Source organism: Rhodobacter capsulatus, assembly GCF_052363185.1.
GTDB lineage: Bacteria > Pseudomonadota > Alphaproteobacteria > Rhodobacterales > Rhodobacteraceae > Rhodobacter > Rhodobacter capsulatus_E.
This window is the reverse complement of the sequence record NZ_CP198955.1, coordinates 897,423-911,360: the sequence shown is the minus strand read 5'-3', so window position 1 is coordinate 911,360 and position 13,938 is coordinate 897,423. Positions and strand designations below refer to the sequence as shown.

At 66.3% G+C, this 13,938-nt stretch carries 16 protein-coding genes and 1 pseudogene; 7 read left to right on the top strand and 10 right to left on the bottom strand.

Annotation, left to right across the window (positions count from 1 at the left end; all coding sequences use genetic code 11):
* Positions 1-152 precede the first annotated feature (152 nt).
* From ACTTAG_RS04695 to lgt, 5 genes and pseudogenes are all read right to left on the bottom strand, one after another.
* Positions 153-992 (bottom strand): Hint domain-containing protein, encoded by an 840-nt coding sequence (locus ACTTAG_RS04695; RefSeq protein ID WP_444464390.1) that lies wholly within the window; start codon positions 990-992, stop codon positions 153-155.
* Between the two features lie 285 nt (positions 993-1,277).
* Positions 1,278-1,442: a hypothetical protein gene (locus tag ACTTAG_RS04690; protein ID WP_444464389.1), complete on the bottom strand. Its 165-nt coding sequence runs from the start codon at positions 1,440-1,442 to the stop codon at positions 1,278-1,280.
* Between the two features lie 228 nt (positions 1,443-1,670).
* Positions 1,671-2,434 (bottom strand): annotated as a pseudogene (gene pgeF / locus ACTTAG_RS04685) (peptidoglycan editing factor PgeF).
* Positions 2,435-2,437: 3 nt separating this feature from the next.
* The gene (locus tag ACTTAG_RS04680) at positions 2,438-3,508 is read right to left on the bottom strand and encodes a class I SAM-dependent methyltransferase (protein ID WP_444464388.1); all 1,071 of its coding nucleotides are present in this window, start codon (positions 3,506-3,508) and stop codon (positions 2,438-2,440) included.
* A complete protein-coding gene (gene lgt, locus ACTTAG_RS04675) occupies positions 3,505-4,389 on the bottom strand; it encodes a prolipoprotein diacylglyceryl transferase (RefSeq protein ID WP_444464387.1) in 885 nt (294 codons plus the stop codon). Before lgt ends, ACTTAG_RS04680 begins: the two co-directional genes overlap by 4 nt.
* A 135-nt stretch (positions 4,390-4,524) precedes the next feature.
* Here lgt and ACTTAG_RS04670 point away from each other — a divergent pair, with 135 nt between their 5' ends.
* On the top strand, positions 4,525-4,764 hold the full coding sequence (locus ACTTAG_RS04670) for an accessory factor UbiK family protein (RefSeq protein ID WP_023916636.1): 240 nt from the start codon (positions 4,525-4,527) through the stop codon (positions 4,762-4,764).
* A 319-nt stretch (positions 4,765-5,083) separates the two neighbouring features.
* Here ACTTAG_RS04670 and ACTTAG_RS04665 read toward each other — a convergent pair whose 3' ends face one another.
* Positions 5,084-5,386, bottom strand: a complete 303-nt coding sequence (locus ACTTAG_RS04665) for a DUF6476 family protein (protein ID WP_444464386.1) — start codon at positions 5,384-5,386, stop codon at positions 5,084-5,086.
* Here ACTTAG_RS04665 and ACTTAG_RS04660 point away from each other — a divergent pair.
* From ACTTAG_RS04660 to ACTTAG_RS04650, 3 genes are all read left to right on the top strand, one after another.
* A complete protein-coding gene (locus ACTTAG_RS04660; RefSeq protein WP_444464385.1) occupies positions 5,376-6,419 on the top strand; it encodes an RluA family pseudouridine synthase in 1,044 nt (347 codons plus the stop codon). The genes ACTTAG_RS04665 and ACTTAG_RS04660 overlap by 11 nt on opposite strands.
* Positions 6,420-6,555: 136 nt before the next feature.
* Entirely contained in the window at positions 6,556-7,455 is a 900-nt protein-coding gene (gene rpoH, locus ACTTAG_RS04655) for an RNA polymerase sigma factor RpoH (protein ID WP_444464384.1), read from the top strand.
* Between the two features lie 51 nt (positions 7,456-7,506).
* Positions 7,507-8,478, top strand: coding sequence for a Gfo/Idh/MocA family protein (locus ACTTAG_RS04650; RefSeq protein ID WP_444464383.1), 972 nt, complete (start codon positions 7,507-7,509; stop codon positions 8,476-8,478).
* Positions 8,479-8,664: 186 nt separating this feature from the next.
* Here the strand turns inward: ACTTAG_RS04650 and ACTTAG_RS04645 are convergent, their stop codons facing one another.
* Entirely contained in the window at positions 8,665-9,165 is a 501-nt protein-coding gene (locus ACTTAG_RS04645; protein ID WP_444464382.1) for an Lrp/AsnC family transcriptional regulator, read from the bottom strand.
* A gap of 185 nt (positions 9,166-9,350) precedes the next feature.
* Here ACTTAG_RS04645 and trxB point away from each other — a divergent pair, with 185 nt between their 5' ends.
* Positions 9,351-10,292 carry a thioredoxin-disulfide reductase gene (gene trxB / locus ACTTAG_RS04640; protein ID WP_444464381.1) on the top strand — a complete coding sequence of 314 codons (942 nt, stop codon included), beginning with the start codon at positions 9,351-9,353 and terminating at the stop codon, positions 10,290-10,292.
* 54 nt (positions 10,293-10,346) lie between these two features.
* Here trxB and ACTTAG_RS04635 read toward each other — a convergent pair whose 3' ends face one another.
* Positions 10,347-10,802, bottom strand: coding sequence for a hypothetical protein (locus ACTTAG_RS04635; RefSeq protein WP_444464380.1), 456 nt, complete (start codon positions 10,800-10,802; stop codon positions 10,347-10,349).
* A gap of 237 nt (positions 10,803-11,039) precedes the next feature.
* Between ACTTAG_RS04635 and ACTTAG_RS04630 the strand changes: the two genes are divergently transcribed.
* Positions 11,040-12,746 (top strand): bifunctional sulfate adenylyltransferase/adenylylsulfate kinase, encoded by a 1,707-nt coding sequence (locus ACTTAG_RS04630; RefSeq protein WP_444464379.1) that lies wholly within the window; start codon positions 11,040-11,042, stop codon positions 12,744-12,746.
* Between the two features lie 70 nt (positions 12,747-12,816).
* Here the strand turns inward: ACTTAG_RS04630 and ACTTAG_RS04625 are convergent, their stop codons facing one another.
* Entirely contained in the window at positions 12,817-13,044 is a 228-nt protein-coding gene (locus tag ACTTAG_RS04625) for a DUF1150 family protein (protein ID WP_444464378.1), read from the bottom strand.
* A gap of 9 nt (positions 13,045-13,053) precedes the next feature.
* The gene (locus ACTTAG_RS04620) at positions 13,054-13,467 is read right to left on the bottom strand and encodes an Hsp20 family protein (protein ID WP_013068525.1); all 414 of its coding nucleotides are present in this window, start codon (positions 13,465-13,467) and stop codon (positions 13,054-13,056) included.
* Between the two features lie 222 nt (positions 13,468-13,689).
* On the opposite strand from ACTTAG_RS04620, the gene ACTTAG_RS04615 reads away from it, so the two are divergent.
* Positions 13,690-13,920, top strand: coding sequence for a YdcH family protein (locus ACTTAG_RS04615; protein ID WP_444464377.1), 231 nt, complete (start codon positions 13,690-13,692; stop codon positions 13,918-13,920).
* Positions 13,921-13,938: the final 18 nt, after the last annotated feature.

Here is a 13,938-nt window from a genome sequence, read left to right as displayed (position 1 = left end):
GATGCGTATTTTGCCAAGGAAAACCCCTTTCGGTTCCGCCCCAACGTGTCGGCAGCCCCGCCCCTGTTTTTCCTTGGCAAAATACGCCGGGGGGGGTGCGGGGGGCGGAGCCCCCCGCGGGTCGCCCCGGCTTGCCGGGGCGAAATCTCCGCTCAGTCCCAGAGGCTTTCAACCTCGAACCGGGTCAAACGCGGATGCGCCAGCTTGCCGAAATCGGACAACCGGGCGATCTGCGGAAACTGCGCCTCGAACAGCGACAGAAGCCGCGGATCGATCAGCCGTTCGATCCCCTCGCCGGGGTGAAAGGCCTCGACCTCGAGCCCGGCCACCCGCAGCGAGCCGTGATGCTCCAGCGCGACGTGATAGACCGTCACCGGCGCCGAAGGCGTGACCTCGATCACGCTGATGCCGTCCAGAAAGGCGCGGGCGGGCACATAGACCGCCTCGGCCCCGGATATCCGGCGCAGCCGCGGATCGCGCAGGCACAGCCGCGCCCGCGGCCCCAGCACCACATCCAGAGCCGGACGCCCGGCCCCGAAGGCCTCGGCGGTGATCCGGGTCAGGCTGACCTGCTCCTCCAGATCGGGGCCCTGCTCCGACCCGGGATAGATCACCATCGAGCCGATCCAGCGGACCGCCTCGACCCGCCCCTCGGCAGTCATAACCCTTTGACCGGGAAGCAGATCCTCGACCGCGACCGGCCCGGTCTCGGTCAGGATCACCGAGCCCCGCGCCAGGGCCGAAAACGCCTCCTCGAAAAGCGGCGTCGCCGGGGCCAGCCGGGAACTGTCGGCGATCGCGCCATCGGGCGCAAGCCAGCAGGCGTCATAGCGGCGGGTCAAAGGCATGGCCCGCAGCGCCCTGGCCACGGCGGGCCGGGCCGATTTGACCGGGGTGCCGGCGGGAGGATCCTTGCGGGCGACGGGCAGGGCAGCCTGCCCGGCCCCGGGCCGGTGGGTGAACGACATGGCGCAGCCTTTCGGTCTGGTCATATCTGCGACGGCCCCCACCGGATGCAGAAAGACACGACAAGATTGCCTTCCCCCGCGTCGCGCGTCAAATTTCATGAAGAATTGCTGAACGACGGAACGCCAATCCGGCATGCCGCAGCGCCACTGCGGGCGGATCCCGCAACAATGCCCAGATTTCGCCGCAATTGGTTCGAATCACCCGCGCCTTCGGCCGGGGGTGGCAGCCCCCGGCCCCTGCGGCGGATGGCTCTGCCCGGGGGGCAGGCCCTGCCCCGAACGGGGCCGTTCCGGTGTCGCAGACCGCGCTCAGCAGGCGGCGACAGCGGGCCGTTTCGGCGCCGTCGGCGCGGGTTTGCGGCGCGCCAGCATCTCGGCCCGGCGGGGGCCGCGCTGCCACGGCATCGCAATCTGAGGGGCCGCGGCGCCCTGCAGGGCGGCCAGCATCCAGCGACGGTCGGATTTCAGGGTCATTCTGCTCTCCTGCTGTTCTTGCGGGGCCGCGGGATGGAACCGGCCCCATCAAGGGTGTTTCCCCCCGCATTGCGGCAGGCATTGGGCACCAAGCGTGCTTTCCTGCGCCGCCAACGGGCGAGATTGTGGCAAGGAGTGTTGCGCGAAACCGCCAAAGAAAGGGTTAATGGGCGTTCGGGCACCGCATTCGCCACAATCCGGGCCAGATCGGCCGGAGCCGCGGCGCGCTCAAAGACGAATCACCGAGATCAGACGGCCGTAATCCGCCTCGCCCGCATGGGTGGTGCGGCGGAAGGAATAGAATCTTTCGGGGTCGGAATAGGTGCAATGGCGCGTCCATTCCGCCTGCCCCACCCCGGCCGCACGCAGCCGCGAAAGCCCGTAGCCCGGCAGGTCGAACAGCGGCTTGCCTGCGGGGCCACCGGCAAAGAACCGCGCCGCCTGCGGATCGTCGCTCAGGAAATTTTCCATGAAATCATGGCCGACCTCATAGGCGCGTTGCGAAATGCAGGGCCCGATCACCGCGGTGATCCGCGCCCTTTTGCGCCCCCAGCCCCTCCATCGCGTCCAGCGTCGCTTCCAGCACGCCGTCGTGACTGCCGCGCCAGCCCGCATGGGCCGCGCCCACCACCCCCGCCTCCCGGTCGGCAAAAAAGCACCGGCTGGCAATCCGCCGTCAGCACGCTGAGCAACAGCCCCGGCCGCACCGTCACCAGCGCATCGGCGCGCATCGGCGTGGCCGGAACCTCCTCCACCACCAGCACATCGGCGGAATGGACCTGGTTGACCCCCACTAGCGCCGCGGGCGCCACCGCCATGGCCGTCGCCACCCGAACCCGGTTCAGCGCCACCGCCTCGGTCTGGTCCGAAGAGCCATGGCCGCAGTTCAGCCCGGAAAAGATCCCCGACGAGGCCCCGCCCTTGCGGGTGAAGAAGCCGTGCTTGACCCCCGAAAGGGCAGGCGATGTCAGGATTTCAAGCGTGGTCGGCATGGCTCAAACATCGAATCCCGGCGGCACCGGGGCGGTTGCGGGGAAAATGGCAAGACTTTGGAACACCTGACCCATTTCTTCGGGGTGGGTCAAGCGTCGATGCGCGGCGACATGGGCGGCCAGCGCCTCCCCGGACAGCTTCGCCGCCAGCGCCTCGGCCCGGGCGGTGATGCCAAGGCGTTCCAGAAGCACGCCCTGCGGGGTCATCGCCGAGGCCCGCGCGCCCGCCGCCCGGGCCGCCTCGGCGAGCGGCTCGAAGGCGACATGGGCGGTCAGATCCGCCGTGCCCGGGGCCGCGAAAGGGTCGCAATAGCCATGCGCCTGCACCGCCTGAAAGGTGTCGCCAAGGCTGCGCCAATGGCCATAGTCGATCACCAGCGCCGCCCCGCCATGCGCCGCGATGCGACGCGCGATTTCGGCCATGATCGGCGCGGCGGCGGGGCAGGTTTCCACCACATCGCCCGGCCGCGTGTCAGCCAGCCGATGTTCCAGCGCCGCAAACCGCGCGGGCGGGGCAAGCCCGGGGACGAGCATTTCGCCACGCAACCCCACCTGTCGCTCTGCCCAGCCCTCGGGCGCCCGGACGAACTGCCGGATCGGCAGGGCATCGAAAAACTCGTTCGCCAGCAGGAAAAGCGGCGCCTCGGGCAGGGTCGCGATGCTGTCGTGCCAGGTGACCTCCTGCCCCTGCAGGGTCTGGCGCTGCACCGCGCGCAGGGTGGGCGAGGCCTCGATCAGATGCAGCCGCGCGGCCTCGGCCATGCCGGGAACCCGGCCGATCACCCGCAGCACGTCGGCCGAAAGCGTCCCCCGCCCCGGCCCGATCTCGGCCAGGGTGAAGGGCGCGGGACGACCCTGATCCAGCCAGGCCTGCGCCAGACACAGGCCCAGCATCTCGCCGAACATCTGCGAAATTTCCGGGGCAGTGATGAAATCGCCCGCCCGGCCAAAGGGATCGCGGGTGGCGTAATAGCCGTGGTCGGGATGCAGCAGGCAATCGGCCATATAGGCATCCAGCCCGATCGGCCCCCCGGCCGCGATGCGCGACGCCAGAAGCCGCGCGAGCGGCGTCACCTCGCCCCCCGCATCCGGGCGTAGAGAACCAGCATCCCCCCCGCCACGATCATCGGCGCCGACAGAATCTGCCCCATGGTGATGCCGATATCGCCCAGGAAATAGGCATAGCCCATCGGATTGGCGGCGCTGGCGAATTGCGCATCGGGCTGGCGGAACAGCTCGACAAAGGCCCGCGCCAGGCCGTAGCCGATCAGGAACACTCCCATCAGCAGGCCCGGGCGGCGCAGCGCCCCCCGCGCAAACAGCGCCCACAGCACGGCGCCCAGAACCAGCCCTTCAAGCCCGGCCTCGTAAAGCTGCGAGGGGTGGCGGGCGCAGGCGTAATCGACCTGCCCGGCCCAGCCGTGGCAGATCTGCGCCGCCTCGACCGGGAAGACCACGCCCCAAGGCGCATCGGTCGGCCGCCCCCAAAGCTCGGGCTTGATGAAATTCGCGATCCGGCCCAGGAAAAGCCCGATCGGCGCGACCAGCGCAAAGGCATCGCCCACCGGCAGGGGCGCGATGCCGCGCCGCCAGCAAAAGGCCAGCCCGGCGATGACGACGCCCGCGAAACCGCCGTGGAAGGACATCCCCCCCTCCCAGACCCGCAGCGCCGCCAGCGGATCGGCCAGATAAGTGCCCGGATCGTAAAACAGCACGAAGCCCAGCCGCCCGCCGATGATCACGCCCAAAATGACCCAGGTCAGCAGATCCTCGACCGCTTCGGGCGCCATCGGCGCGCGCTTGCCCCAAAGCTTCGGGCGTTTCATCAGCGCGACGACGATGCGCCAGCCCGCCAGAAGGCCAGCGATATAGGCCAGCGCATACCAGCGGACCGGCCAATCGAGGATCGGGATTTCGAAGGCGTCGGGGGAGATGTCGGGGAAAGGAAGGGCCATGGCATCCTCGGGGCTTCAGCGGCGCCACTTGGCCCTTGCGCTGCGGCGAAGTCAACCTTGTCTCGGCGGGCCTGACAGCCCATATAGGGCGCAAGCGGGGCCGGTGCGGCGGCCCGCAGACAAAAGGTGAAGACGATGCAAGCTCCGAACAAACTTTTCGACGAGATGTCGAAGCTGATGACCAATGCGATGGGCGTGGCGCAGGGCGCCAAGACCGAGGCGGAAACGGCGATGAAAAGCTGGATGGACCGCTGGATGGCCGACCGCGATTTCGTCACCCGCGAGGAATTCGATGCGGTGAAGGCGATGGCCACCAAGGCGCGCGAGGAAAACGAGGCGCTCAAGGCCCGTCTGGACGCGCTGGAAGCTAAGTAAGCTTTCGGCTTTTTCTTGGGAAAAATACGCCCGCCGGAGGTTCGCGCCTTCGGCGGTTTTGTTTGCGTATTTGGACCAGGAAAAGCGCGGATCACGGATGGCTTTGGCCGCGGCCCGTGACGCGGCCATGCGGGACGTCTGCAGCAGCGACCGCCGGGGCCCAAAGGCACCGGCCAGCGCCCGCCCCGGCGGGCGCTTCTCGCCCGCCGGGGCAGGCGTCGGCCTCTGGCACACATGGGGCGACCGGTCTGGCCGCAACGTGGTCCCCGCGGGCGGGGAAAGGCAGTGCCTTTCCTGTTCCGCCCGAACCGACGCGGCCTCAGTTCAGCGCCACATCCTGTGCCAGGCTGCCATCCACGCGATAAACCAGCACCCGGCCGCTTTCGGTGACAACGACGGTGAACCCCTTGCCGAAGGTCACGGTCTCGGCCTTTTCCCCCGCGGGCAGCGCGATCGCGGCGGGCAGTTCGGGCAGTTTCGTCGCCCCCGGCAGGCGGGTGACAAGCAGGAAGATGATCGTTAGAAGGCCGAAGATCATCACCCCCGCAAGGGTGGTGGTCAGAATCTTCAGAAACCTCACCTCGGGCGGCGGCGCCGGATCGGAAGGCATCATGTCGGACATCGCGGCACACCTCCTGCGCATCGAAATCGGCGAAGACCCCGCCGAGCGGCTTGATAAGGCATTGGCGGCGCTTGTGCCAGAAGAAGCGGCGCTGTCGCGCTCGCGTCTGGCCCGGCTGATTGCCGAAGGCGCGGTGACAAAGGACGGCGTCGCCATCACCGATCAAAAGGCCAAGGTCGCCCCGGGCGAGGTCTATCTGATTGCGGTTGAGCCGCCCCGCGCGGTGGAAACCCTCGCGCAGGACATTCCGCTGACCGTACTTTGGGAAGATGAAGACCTGATCGTGATCGACAAGCCCGCGGGGATGGTGGTGCATCCCGCGCCCGGCTCGGAAGACGGCACGCTGGTCAATGCGCTTTTGCACCATTTCGGCGGCAGGCTTTCCGGCATCGGCGGCGAGGCGCGGCCCGGCATCGTGCACCGGATCGACAAGGAGACCTCGGGCCTGCTGGTCGTGGCGAAATCCGACCGCGCACATCACGGGCTGGCGGCGCAATTCGAAAAACATACGGTGCACCGGCACTATACCGCGCTGGTGCAGGGCGTGCCCTCGGCCGCCGATCCGCGCCTGCGGGGCATCCGCGGCGTCAGCTTCGAACAGGGCGGCATCCTGAAGATCACCTCGCAACTCGCCCGCCATCCGACCGACCGGCAGCGGCAGGCGGTGCTCTTCACCGGCGGCCGCCATGCCGTCACCCGCGCCCGCACGGTCGAGGCCTTTGGCGGCGTCGCGGCGCTGATGGATTGCTGGCTGGAGACCGGCCGCACGCATCAGATCCGCGTGCATATGGCCCATGTGGGGCATGGGCTGGTGGGCGACCCCACCTATGGCGGCAAGCGCAAGCTCTCCGTCCGCGCAGTCGGCGCGGCGGCGGCAGAGGCGGTCGCCAATTTCCCCCGTCAGGCGCTGCATGCGACGACGCTGGGCTTCACCCATCCGGTCAGCGGCGAGGAGCTCAGCTTCACCTCCCCCCTGCCCGAAGATTTCGAGGCGTTGCTGGCCATCCTGCGCGCCGGGCCGCAGATCACCTGATCTCACGCTTGCGTCAACGCCGCTTGCCCTGCGCCGGATTCCGGCCCATCCTGCGTTCATCCCCATGACCGGCGGCCGAACCTCTTGAAAGGGCAGGCCTCCTTCCCCATCTGGGGCCCGAAGGGAGATCGAACCAATGTCGAGCTACGCCAACCTGCCAGCCCCCAGCCCCGAACAGGGGCTGAACCGCTATCTGCAGGAAATCCGCAAGTTTCCGCTTCTGGAACCGGAAGAGGAATACATGCTGGCCAAGGCCTGGGTCGACCATCAGGACCCGAAAGCCGCGCATCGGCTTGTCACGTCACACCTGCGGCTGGCGGCGAAAATCGCCATGGGCTATCGCGGCTACGGCCTGCCGCAGGCCGAGGTGATTTCCGAGGCGAACGTGGGCCTGATGCAGGCGGTGAAGCGCTTCGACCCCGAACGCGGCTTCCGGCTGGCGACCTATGCGATGTGGTGGATCCGCGCCGCGATCCAGGAATATATCCTGCGCTCGTGGTCGCTGGTGAAGCTGGGCACCACCTCGGCGCAAAAGAAGCTCTTCTTCAACCTGCGCAAGGCGAAATCGAAGATCGGCGCCTTCGAGGAGGGCGACCTGCGCCCCGATGCGGTGGCAAAGATCGCCAAGGATCTGAACGTCACCGAAGGCGACGTGATCGAGATGAACCGCCGTCTGGCCGGGGCGGATGCGTCGCTGAACGCGCAAGTGGGCGCCAGCGATGGCGAAAGCGCCACGCAATGGCAGGACTGGCTCGAGGACGAGGACGCCGATCAGGCCGAGGCCTATGCCGAAGCCGACGAATTGCAGGCCCGCCGTGCGATGCTGGTCGCCGCGATGGATGTGCTGAACGAACGCGAACGCGACATCCTGATGGCGCGGCGTCTGCGCGACGAGCCGGTGACGCTCGAGGATCTCTCGACGCAATATGACGTCAGCCGCGAACGCATCCGGCAAATCGAGGTGCGGGCGTTTGAAAAGCTGCAGGGCCGGATGAAGGCGCTGGCCAAGGAAAAGGGCATGAGCCTGCCGGGCTGACATTGCCCGCCCCGGCCCCGCGCGCTAGCTTGGGGCCAAAGGGAGAGGATCATGCAGCCAGTCAATTTCGGAATTCTCGGCGCGTCGGATTTCGCGGCGCGCCGGATGGGGCCCGCGATCCACGCGGCCAAAGGCGCGCGGCTGGCGGCGCTGGCGACCTCCTCCCCCGCCAAGGCCGCGGGTTTCACCGCCTTCGCCCCCGATCTGCACCTGCACGACAGCTACGAGGCGCTGCTGGCCGATCCCGGCATCGAGGTCGTCTATATTCCCCTGCCCAATCACCTGCATGTCGCCTGGGGGATCAAGGCGCTTGAGGCCGGCAAGCATGTGCTGATCGAAAAGCCGCTGGCGCTGCGGGCCGAGGAGATCGACCCGCTGATCGCCGCCCGCGACGCCAGCGGCAAATGCGCGGCCGAGGCCTATATGATCGTGCACCACCCGCAATGGCAGCTGGTGCGGCACTGGCTGGACGCGGGCCGGATCGGGCGGCTGAAACATGCCGATGTGGCCTTCACCTTCGACAATCCCGATCCCGCGAATATCCGCAACCGCGCCGAGACCGGCGGCGGCTCGATCCCCGATATCGGCGTCTATGCCTATTCCTCGATCCGCTTCGCGGCGCGGGCGGAACCGGTGCGGCTTGCCGCGCGCCTCAACCGCGAAAACGGCGTCGATACTTTCGCGCAGGTCTGGGGCGAGATGGCGGGCCCGGGCGGGGATTTCACCTTTGCCGCGATGACCTCGACCCGGCTTTTCCCGCGCCAGGAGGTGACGTTTCAGGGCGAAACCGGCCGGATCACGCTCTCGGCGCCGTTCAACGCCGGGGCCTTCGATCAGGCCGAGGTGACGCTGCACGGCATGGGCAGCGCCGAGACCCACCGCTTCCCCGGTGTGAACCAATATGTGCTGCAGGTCGAAGCCTTTGTCCGCCACATCCGCGACGGCGCGCCCTTCCTGTGGACGCTGGAAGACGCCCGGGGCGGTCAGGCGATGATCGACCTTGTGCGCGCGGGCGAGATCTGAAGGCAAGGCAGGGGGGCGCTGCCCCCCTCTTGGCCTTCGGCCAATTCACCCCCCGGGATATTTGGACCAAGGTGAAAGCAGATCCCGGGGGGAGTCCCGCAGGGACGGGGTGAAGGGGGACCGTGGCGCCAGTGGCGCCGCGTAAGCCCCCTGAACGAGCCCCCTGCCCCGCCCGGGGCCTTGCGCTCAGGCGTGTTTGGCGAGCCGCTCTTCGAGCACGTCAAAGGGCACCCCGGGTTCATCCTTGGCGCAGCGGATCACGAGCGAGGTCTTCACGCTGGCCACATTCTCGGCCGCGGTCAGCTGCCCGGTCAGGAAATTCTGGAAGGTCGAGAGATCGGGCGCCGCGCATTTCAGCACGAAGTCGATCTCGCCGTTCAGCATGTGGCATTCGCGCACCAAGGGCCAGGCCTGACAGCGGCGCTCAAAGGCGCTCAGATCCGTTTCCGCCTGGCTGTGCAGCCGCACCATCGCGAAGACCTGCACCTCGAAGCCCAGCTCGCGCGGGTTCACATCGGCATGATAGCCGCGGATATAGCCCGCCTCCTCCAGCGTGCGGACGCGGCGCAGACAGGGCGGCGCGGAAATGCCGACGCGCTTGGCCAGTTCGACGTTCGTCATCCGGCCATCCGCCTGCAGCTCGGCCAGAATCTTCCGGTCGATCTCGTCGAGCTTGCTCGTGCCCATGCCGAACCTCCTTGGCTGCGCAAACCTTATCTTCCAGCGCCAAGCTGCGCAATATTGTTTCGCCCATCCGTGTGCAAGCGCAATCGCCCGGGAAGGGTCGCGGTGCGACACCGCACGACCGCGCAGGGGTTTTCCCGCGCCGCCACGCTGCTTATATGAGCGGCGTCACAACAGGAGAGCGACGGATGAGCGAGTCGAAGCACACGAAGGTTCTGATCATCGGATCCGGGCCGGCCGGCTATACGGCCGCGGTCTATGCCTCGCGCGCGATGCTGTCGCCCATCCTCGTGCAGGGGATGCAGCCCGGCGGGCAGCTGACGATCACCACCGAGGTGGAAAACTGGCCCGGCCGCACCGAGGTGCAGGGCCCCGAGCTGATGCTGCAGATGGAAGAGCACGCCCGCGCGATGGGCGCCGAGATCATCACCGACATCATCACGAAGCTCGATCTGGGCACCCGACCCTTTGTCGCCACCGGCGATTCGGGCACGGTCTACACGGCGGATGCGGTGATTCTGGCCACCGGTGCGCAGGCGCGCTGGCTGGGCCTGCCGTCCGAGGAGAAATTCCAGGGCTTCGGCGTCTCGGCCTGCGCCACCTGCGACGGCTTCTTCTATCGCGGCAAGGAGGTCGTGGTGGTCGGCGGCGGCAATGCGGCGGTCGAGGAGGCGATGTTCCTGACGAATTTCGCCTCGAAAGTCACCGTCATCCACCGCCGCGACAGCTTCCGCGCCGAAAAGATCCTGATCGAGCGGCTGATGAAGAACCCGAAGATCGAGGTGATCTGGAATGCCACGGTCGAAGAGGTGCTGGGCACCGAAGCACCGCTTGGCGTCACCGGCTGCCGCATCAAGGACGTGCAGACCGGGGCGGAGCGCGAGATCCCCTGCCACGGGTTCTTTGTCGCGATCGGCCATGCGCCTGCGTCCGAGCTGGTCAAGGACCAGCTTGAACTGCATCACGGCGGCTATGTGAAGGTGGAGCCGGGCACGACCCGCACCGGCATTCCCGGCGTCTTTGCGGCGGGCGATCTGACCGATCACACCTATCGGCAGGCGATCACCTCGGCGGGCATGGGCTGCATGGCGGCGCTCGATGCCGAACGCTGGCTGGCCGAACAGGGCTGAGGCCCGCAACGAAAAGGGCCGCCCGAAGGCGGCCCGTTTCAGTATGTGATTGGCTCAGGCCGCGACGGCCTTGGCTTTCAGTTTCGCCTTGGCCTTCTCTTTGGCGCGTTGTTGCGAGCGTTTCACCGACGCCACAATCCCCACGAACATCGAGATCACCAGCGAGGCCGAGAGCGTTTCGGCAAAGCTGGCCGGGCCGTAAAGCTGGAACATCTCCAGCGGCATCGGCGCATAGTTCCACAGCGCGACCAGCGACAGGCCGACCACGAAGATCCAGGAGATGATCCCGGCGGCCAGCACGTTGAAGCGGGACACCAGCATCCGCATCGCCAGCGCGAAGACCAGACACCACGCAGCCCATTTCAGCATGTCGTCGGGATAGGCCATCCCGAGCGCGCTGTAGTAGTCTTCCCACTGGCTTTTCAGCCAGACCTGATTGATGCCGTACTCGCAACCGGAGATCCACACCCAACCGGCAATGATAGGCGTCAGACTTGATTTCAGACCCATGACTTCCCCTCAAAGCAAACTTCGGGGCACGATAGCACCGCTTTGCACCGCAACAAACGGCGTGGATTGACGCAGTTTGCAGAAACTTCGTTCCGCTCCTTGGCACAAAGGCACCAAAACCGCCTTCTTTGCGGAAATCACCCCGCTTTTGCTTGAAAATCGCCGTCTTTGCGGGCAAAGCCGCGCCCAAGCGTTTGTCAGACGCAGCAGTTAGCCCTCGAAAAAGCAGGTCAAGCGATGACTCTTCCCAATCTCGCTCCCATTCCGGAGCTCTATGTTTCCCACGAATCCGCGCAAAAGCTGAAGGTCGAGGCGGGGAACCTGCCGTCCTGGGACCTGACGCCGCGTCAGATCTGCGACCTTGAACTGCTGATGAACGGCGGCTTTTTCCCGCTGAAGGGCTTTCTGGGCGAGGCCGATTACGATGGCGTCGTTGAAAACATGCGTCTGGCCGATGGCACACTTTGGCCGATGCCGATCACGCTCGACGTGAACGAGAAATTCGCCGAAGGCATCGCGCCCGGGCAAGACATCGCGCTGCGCGATCAGGAGGGGGTGATTCTCGCCATCCTCTCGGTCACCGACAAATGGGTGCCGAACAAGGCGCGTGAGGCCGAAAAGGTCTTCGGCGCCGATGATCTGGCCCATCCGGCGGTGAACTACCTGCACAACACCGCGGGCGCGATTTATCTGGGCGGGCCGATCACCGGCATCCAGCAGCCCGTGCACTATGATTTCAAGGCCCGCCGCGACACGCCGAACGAATTGCGCGCCTATTTCCGCAAGCTCGGCTGGCAGAAGATCGTCGCCTTCCAGACCCGCAACCCGCTGCACCGCGCGCATCAGGAACTGACCTTCCGCGCCGCCCGCGAGGCGCAGGCGAACCTGCTGATCCACCCCGTCGTCGGCATGACGAAACCGGGCGACGTCGATCACTTCACCCGCGTGCGCTGCTATGAAGCGGTGCTCGATCAATACCCGCAATCGACCACCACGATGAGCCTGCTGAACCTGGCGATGCGCATGGCGGGCCCGCGCGAGGCGGTCTGGCACGGGCTGATCCGCAAGAACCATGGCGTCACCCATTTCATCGTCGGCCGCGATCACGCCGGCCCCGGCAAGAACTCGGCGGGCCAGGATTTCTACGGCCCCTACGACGCCCAGACCCTGTTCAAGCAATATGAAGAGGAAATCGGCGTCACCATGGTCGATTTCAAACACATGGTCTATGTGCAGGAAAAGGCGCAATATTACCCGGCGAACGAAGTGCCGGAGGGCTGCACCGTGCTCGACATCTCGGGCACCGAGCTGCGTCGCCGCCTGCGCGAAGGGCTTGATATCCCGGAATGGTTCAGCTTCCCGCAGGTGGTGTCGGAACTGCGCCGCACCTCGCCCGCCCGCGCGAAACAGGGCTTCACCGTCTTCTTCACCGGCCTTTCCGGCTCGGGCAAATCGACGATCGCGAATGCGCTGATGGTCAAGCTGATGGAGATGGGCGGCCGCCCGGTGACGCTGCTTGACGGCGATGTGGTGCGCAAGCATCTGTCCTCGGAACTCGGCTTCAGCAAAGAGCACCGCGACATCAACATCAAGCGCATCGGCTATGTGGCCTCGGAAATCACCAAGAACGGCGGCATCGCGATTTGCGCCCCGATCGCGCCCTATACCGCGACCCGCCGCGCCGTGCGCGAGATGATCGAGGCCTATGGCGCCTTTGTCGAAGTCCATGTGGCGACCTCGCTTGAGGAATGCGAAAGCCGCGACCGCAAGGGGCTCTACAAGCTCGCCCGCGAAGGCAAGATCAAGGAATTCACCGGCATTTCCGACCCCTATGAAGTGCCCGCGAACCCGGAACTGGCCGTCGACACCACCGGCGTCGATGTCGATCACTGCGCGCATCAGGTGATCCTGAAGCTGGAATCGATGGGCCTGATCAAGGCGTAAGCCGCAGGACAGAAACAAGAACGCCCCGGGAAATCCCGGGGCGTTTCGCTTTTCGGGCCCGGCGGCGGGCTCAGTGCACGCTGACCGCGGTGATCTCGTTTTGACGCGCCAGCACGAAGGCCATCTCGCGGTCCTTCACCAGCGCCAGCCGCTCGCCATTGACGTTGTGCAGCGCATACATGTGGTCGATGTGGCCCACCCGGTCGCGGATCTCCTCGGGGATTTCGGTCAGCGGGACCGACCGGACATAGACGATGCGCGCCCCCGCGGCGACGTCGAATTCAGCTGCGTGATCCATGATGCCCCCTTATTTTCTGCGGATCGGAATCGTCTGCACGACCGGCTCGGGCTGCGCCCGTTTCAGCTCGACATGCAACAGGCCGTTCTCCAGCGCGGCGCCCGAGACCTCGACGCCATCGGCCAGCACGAAGCTGCGCTGAAAGGCGCGGGCGGCGATGCCGCGGTGCAGAAAGATGCGCTCGGACCCGTCATCGGCCTGACGGCCGCGGATGACAAGGGCGCGATCTTCCATGGTGATCGCCAGATCGGCCTCTGCAAAGCCCGCCACCGCCAGGGTGATGCGGAATTCGTCGGGCCCCGATTGCTCGATATTGTAGGGCGGATAGGCGTCGGAGCCGGATTTTGCGGTCCGTTCGACAAGGCGCTCCAGCTGGTCGAAGCCCAGCAGATAAGGATGTGCGCCGAAGCTCAGTTTCGTCATTGGCAAGCCCTTTGGAAAGCGACGTTGCATGTGGACCCCGCCGTGCGGCAGCCCCATGCGCAGGATATGGGCAGCGCCGCCGCAGGTGCAAGGGGGCGGCGGCTGGTCGCAGTCAGGAAATTTCCCGCAAAGCCGCGGAAATTGATATAGTTGGTCAAATGCAGGGCGAGTCGGGGGGCTTGCCTTCGCGTTCCTGTCTCAGCCCGTGATCGGACACAAGCCATGAATGCCCATATCGACAGCCCGATCGAGATGAATTCGGATGATGTGCTGCGGATCAAGCTGGAGGTCCTGCGCCGCGAACATCGCGACCTCGACGAGGCGATTTCCGCGCTGGTCAACGCCGCCCACCCCGATCAGCTGCGGCTGGTGCGGCTGAAAAAGCAGAAACTGGCGCTGAAAGACCAGATCGCCCGGATCGAAGACCGGCTGACCCCCGACATCATCGCCTGAGGCTTGCCCCCGCAGCCG

Bases quoted from the DNA above. Each gene is read 5' to 3' on its own strand.
- ACTTAG_RS04695 (WP_444464390.1), bottom strand. From the start codon at position 992: ATGACCAGACCGAAAGGCTGCGCCATGTCGTTCACCCACCGGCCCGGG.
- ACTTAG_RS04690 (WP_444464389.1), bottom strand. From the start codon at position 1,442: ATGACCCTGAAATCCGACCGTCGCTGGATGCTGGCCGCCCTGCAGGGC.
- lgt (WP_444464387.1), bottom strand. From the start codon at position 4,389: ATGGCCCTTCCTTTCCCCGACATCTCCCCCGACGCCTTCGAAATCCCG.
- ACTTAG_RS04670 (WP_023916636.1), top strand. From the start codon at position 4,525: ATGCAAGCTCCGAACAAACTTTTCGACGAGATGTCGAAGCTGATGACC.
- ACTTAG_RS04660 (WP_444464385.1), top strand. From the start codon at position 5,376: ATGTCGGACATCGCGGCACACCTCCTGCGCATCGAAATCGGCGAAGAC.
- ACTTAG_RS04665 (WP_444464386.1), bottom strand. From the start codon at position 5,386: ATGTCCGACATGATGCCTTCCGATCCGGCGCCGCCGCCCGAGGTGAGG.
- rpoH (WP_444464384.1), top strand. From the start codon at position 6,556: ATGTCGAGCTACGCCAACCTGCCAGCCCCCAGCCCCGAACAGGGGCTG.
- ACTTAG_RS04650 (WP_444464383.1), top strand. From the start codon at position 7,507: ATGCAGCCAGTCAATTTCGGAATTCTCGGCGCGTCGGATTTCGCGGCG.
- ACTTAG_RS04645 (WP_444464382.1), bottom strand. From the start codon at position 9,165: ATGGGCACGAGCAAGCTCGACGAGATCGACCGGAAGATTCTGGCCGAG.
- trxB (WP_444464381.1), top strand. From the start codon at position 9,351: ATGAGCGAGTCGAAGCACACGAAGGTTCTGATCATCGGATCCGGGCCG.
- ACTTAG_RS04635 (WP_444464380.1), bottom strand. From the start codon at position 10,802: ATGGGTCTGAAATCAAGTCTGACGCCTATCATTGCCGGTTGGGTGTGG.
- ACTTAG_RS04630 (WP_444464379.1), top strand. From the start codon at position 11,040: ATGACTCTTCCCAATCTCGCTCCCATTCCGGAGCTCTATGTTTCCCAC.
- ACTTAG_RS04625 (WP_444464378.1), bottom strand. From the start codon at position 13,044: ATGGATCACGCAGCTGAATTCGACGTCGCCGCGGGGGCGCGCATCGTC.
- ACTTAG_RS04620 (WP_013068525.1), bottom strand. From the start codon at position 13,467: ATGACGAAACTGAGCTTCGGCGCACATCCTTATCTGCTGGGCTTCGAC.
- ACTTAG_RS04615 (WP_444464377.1), top strand. From the start codon at position 13,690: ATGAATGCCCATATCGACAGCCCGATCGAGATGAATTCGGATGATGTG.